Origin of the sequence: Aquiflexum sp., assembly GCF_041749095.1 — a bacterium.
Classification (GTDB): domain Bacteria; phylum Bacteroidota; class Bacteroidia; order Cytophagales; family Cyclobacteriaceae; genus Aquiflexum.
The window spans coordinates 1-4,459 of the sequence record NZ_JBGTCA010000497.1 but is presented as its reverse complement, the minus strand read 5'-3'; the positions used below and the strand labels follow the sequence as shown (position 1 = coordinate 4,459).

The window sequence follows — 4,459 nt, the reverse complement described above, 5'->3', positions numbered from 1 at the left end:
ACAACTGATCTAAACAAGCCAGTTTCAACAGCGACACAGACGGCTTTGAATTTAAAGGCAAATTTAGCATCTCCATCTTTAACTGGAGTGCCATTGGCACCAACAGCCGCAGCAGGAACAAACACTACTCAAATTGCAACTACTGCCTTCGTAACGGCAGCGGCCTCCTCTACCAACTTTGTGGATTTGACAACTGCCCAAACCATAGCAGGAAATAAAACCTTCACAGGGACAGTTTCAGGGATTGATAAAGTAATGGTTGGATTGGGTAATGTGGACAATACAACTGATCTAAACAAGCCAGTTTCAACAGCGACACAGACGGCTTTGAATTTAAAGGCAAATTTAGCATCTCCATCTTTAACTGGAGTGCCATTGGCACCAACAGCCGCAGCAGGAACAAGTACCACACAACTGGCAACCACCGCTTTTGTAATGACAGCAAATGCTACAAACGCTAATTTAACCGGCATGGTCACTTCGGTAGGTAACGTGGCTTCTTTGGGTTCGTTTACTTCAGCAAATTTATCAGGTGCAGTCACGGATGAGACAGGAACAGGTACAGTTGTTTTTTCCAATTCACCTACTTTTACCGGAGCACCCTTAGCGCCGACTCCCACAGCGGGAGATAATTCCACAAAAATCGCCACAACTGCTTTCGTTGCGGCTGCTGCAAGCCTGGTTAGGGAAGTTGCCGATGAATTTTCGGCCACAGCATCCCAGACAGGTTTTACTTTGACTCAAACACCATCTTCAAATAGTAAAGTAAAAATGTATGTCAATGGTGTCCGCATAAGTAATACCGCTTACTCGATGAGTGGAAATACACTGACTTATAATCCTACTAATAATGGAGCATATGCGCTTGCGGCAGGGGATAGAATTCAAATGGATTATTACTATTAATGCCAATACTTAAAAACTAAATAGATGTCTAGATATAATCCAAAGGTTCTATTAATGAAAAGCTCAAGAAGACTTGGTTTATTTTGTATGGTTTTCCTGCTTTTCATTTTTTCCGGAATCGCTCAAACAGTTCCTCAGGGATTTAAACTTGTAGCGTATGAGGGATTTAATTATAGCAGTGGGTCTTCATTACTAAATGCATCAGGTGGAACAGGATGGACAAATCCTTGGATGAAGCCCTACCTGGATAGATTCTTGAAAACTTCGACAACAGGTTTTACCTATTCCGGACTGACAACTTCTGGCCTTAAGGCTGAATTTGATTATACGTGTTACGGAACATGTAATGATATTGCAGCTTTAGGAAGATCATTTCCTTTACAAAATCAAGGGATTGTTTATTTTCAGTTTTTATCTGTTTTTGAGGCAAATGGAGGAGGTGGTACTCCTCAAATTAGGTTTTTCAGTGAGGGGACACTGACCGGAGGTGTTGGTGCGAGTAGTGGTTCTTTTATGTCCATTTTGGATGCTACGCTTAGTAATACAGCTACCTCAACTGCAAGTTTGAGTGCACAAAATCTGGTAGTGGTTCGAGTGGATTATACGTTGAATAAAACGGAAATGTGGATAAACCCGAATTTGTCCACCTTTGATTATTTAAATCCAACAAATCCCTCAGCGGCAAAATCAGGATTTTCACCAAGTTTTGACAAGATGGAAATCTTAATAAGATCCGGGAGCATTGATGAAATTTCAGTTTTCTCCAAATTAAATGCATTGACCAAGAATGGTCAAATTACTTCTGATGCTACTAAAAACGTAAATAGTAATGGTGGAATAGGTACTGGAAGAGGTCTAAACATTTTTGGTAAAAAGTTGGACACACCGTTACCAATAGTTAAAGATGGATTAAGCTCTTCTACGGCAGGAACAAGTGCCAAGCAAATAAAAACAGATTACGAATCATCTCCTAGCGGCATTTATTGGATCAGCAATCCAAATATTAATGGTGGGACACCTTTTCAAATATATGCCGATATGACAACAGATGGTGGAGGATGGATGTTATTGAATGTTGGAGCAGGACCAACTACGGTACCAGAATCTACCTCGGTAACATCTCCAAATGTTTTGGGGTATTTGCCTAGAAATTATGTTATTGAATTAGCCAATTTAAGTACAGATGTGCAATTGCGATCAGGGAATTCGTCTACCTCCTATGCCCACAAAACAACTTCCACATCGCCATTAGCAATAGGCGCGTTACGGAGCACTGCAACAGAAGTTAATGGGGCTGCCACATGGGCAAACGGTGCATCTTCTACGTTTGTTGTAAACTCTGGCTCCTGGCTATGGGCGTATTGTTGCCCTGGTGGTGCGGTGGGTTGGCCAAGAATGTACCACTCAGTAAATTATGACCAAGGTGTTCATTGGTCTGCAGATGTCGGCACCGGAAGAACTAGTTCTTCTCCTGATGCATGGTTTTCAACTTGGATTAGATAGGAATTTTGGACTTCCGACTATGCCTCTTCTAAATAATGCAATAATTCTGAATCAATTTGATAGTTAAAATTGGCTAGTATTTAAAAATAGTTTTACCCGAACAAACAGATTTAGTTTCAATTCGGAAAAGCTGAATTTATTAATAGAATATGAAAAATTACATCAAAATATTTCTGGGGATTTTTATTTCCTTATGCATTTCTACCGAGCTCTATTCGCAAGACATAACCTTGGTCGGGGAAAGCAAACTTACCTTGAAAGGGGAAGGTGTGATTTTTTCTGCGCCTTCGGTAAAACTTAAGGACAACAGTCAAATCATCCAAGCTGAGGCCATAACATTGCCTCAATCAGGATATATAGAAATGTTAAGTCCTGATGCTTTATTGAAGACGAGAATCCTCCAAATGGGAAAAAAAGCCTTTTTGAAAGTAGGAATAGACAGTAAGGCGGATGTGAGCATTGTCAACCAATCCTCTGCCACTGCTTATTCAATTGGAATGGATAGGCTGAGTGAACCTGAATCTCTGCCATTTTTCTGGAAAGTCACTTCCCTGATCCCTGGAGACGAGGAAGCTATGGTAGATTTACAGTTTTCCTGGACCAAAGTTACTGAGCCTCTTGATTTTCAGTTGAAGTCTCTGGTGAGAAAAGAGGGTTCTGACTGGTTGTTGGAATATGGTCAGGAAATCCAGGATACTACAGTTCACCTTAGAAACTATACTAATTTAAAAGCCCAATCATCTGTATTTACAGTTTCCTCCGTCAGGTTGGATTCTGATGGAGATGGCGTACCTGATATTCAGGAGATAAGAGAGGACACTGATCCACATGATCCTACTGATTATTTGGATACAGATGGAGACGAAGTTCCTGATTATATAGAAGTCATCCAAAATACAGATCCATACAATCCGATTAGTTATCTGGATTCAAATGGGGATGGTGTACCTGACTATGTAAGGGACAGATCACCTGTCATGTTTATCAATCTTTCGGATATTGAGATTCCTTGGGGATACGAAGGTATTGATGCCATGTTACCAAATTCAATAGTAGCAGTATTGGGTTCAGGTGAGATCGTCAACCTTGAAGTCACTTGGGATAAATCAAACCTGGATATTTACAAAAGAGGTACTTACCAGATTATGGGTGACTTCAAGTCATATCCCGGCCTTATGAATGGGTATAATTTACCTTCTGATATTTTGGTAACAGTACTTCCAAAACCTGCTCCAATTCGGGTCAATCTCAGCCAATATGATTTTGTGGCGGAACCCGACGAAGACGCCATCTTTATCGCAGATATTTCTGTGGTAGATCCAGTGGACAATATCCATGAAATCATTTTGATCGATGGGGACAGGGACAATGGCTACTTTGAAATCAGAAATGGCAATCAGCTCTATTGGGTGTCAGCGGATCCTGCAGCGGGTAAAACGGAGTTCTTTGTCAACTTCCTGATAACAGACAGAGACGGCAATACCTTGGAATTCCTTGAAAAACTGACCCGTCATAGAAAATCTATCACAGAGCTATTTGTTGGAAATACAATAACACCTGGAGATGATGGATACAATGATGGATGGGGAGTTCCTGACCTGATGTTCTATGAAGGTGTCAGACTCCAGATTTTTGACCGTGGCGGGATGCGAATGTTCTACACCCTTGATCCGAGTGTGAAATGGGATGGAACTGTAAACGGAAGGGATGTTCCCGTCGGTACTTACTACTGGACCATAGAGGTTGGTGAAACAGGGGAAATCAGGAAAGGACTTCTTTATGTATTGCTAAAATAGATTTAAAAAAGGGACACCGTATCAGATTGGTGTCCCCTTAATCATCCAATTTTAAGATTCAATAAAAAAATATTCCCATGAAAAAAACTTTACTCACTTTACTTCTGATCGGATCTGTTTTGGGCAGCCTGCATGCACAGACAAGAAAATACGTGGCACAGTTCAGCCACATGCAAGGTTACTTCAACCCTGCCCTGACAGGATATGAAGGCTCTACTGTACGTGGGTTCGTAAGGAACCAATGGGCGGGTTTT

At 41.1% G+C, this 4,459-nt stretch carries 4 protein-coding genes; all 4 read left to right on the top strand.

The annotated features are described in order from the left end of the window. A partial coding sequence (locus ACEW8O_RS22695; protein ID WP_373496916.1) for a hypothetical protein occupies positions 1–906 on the top strand: 906 nt, incomplete at its 5' end. Positions 907–930: 24 nt separating this feature from the next. Next, positions 931–2,409 (top strand): fibrinogen-like YCDxxxxGGGW domain-containing protein, encoded by a 1,479-nt coding sequence (locus tag ACEW8O_RS22690; protein WP_373496915.1) that lies wholly within the window; start codon positions 931–933, stop codon positions 2,407–2,409. Positions 2,410–2,558: 149 nt separating this feature from the next. Continuing rightward, a complete protein-coding gene (locus ACEW8O_RS22685) occupies positions 2,559–4,205 on the top strand; it encodes a gliding motility-associated C-terminal domain-containing protein (protein WP_373496914.1) in 1,647 nt (548 codons plus the stop codon). A 77-nt stretch (positions 4,206–4,282) separates the two neighbouring features. Then, a partial coding sequence (locus ACEW8O_RS22680) for a type IX secretion system membrane protein PorP/SprF (protein ID WP_373496917.1) occupies positions 4,283–4,459 on the top strand: 177 nt, incomplete at its 3' end.

Coding starts and splice junctions, on each gene's coding strand:
- ACEW8O_RS22690 (WP_373496915.1), top strand. CDS start 931: ATGTCTAGATATAATCCAAAGGTTCTATTAATGAAAAGCTCAAGAAGA.
- ACEW8O_RS22685 (WP_373496914.1), top strand. CDS start 2,559: ATGAAAAATTACATCAAAATATTTCTGGGGATTTTTATTTCCTTATGC.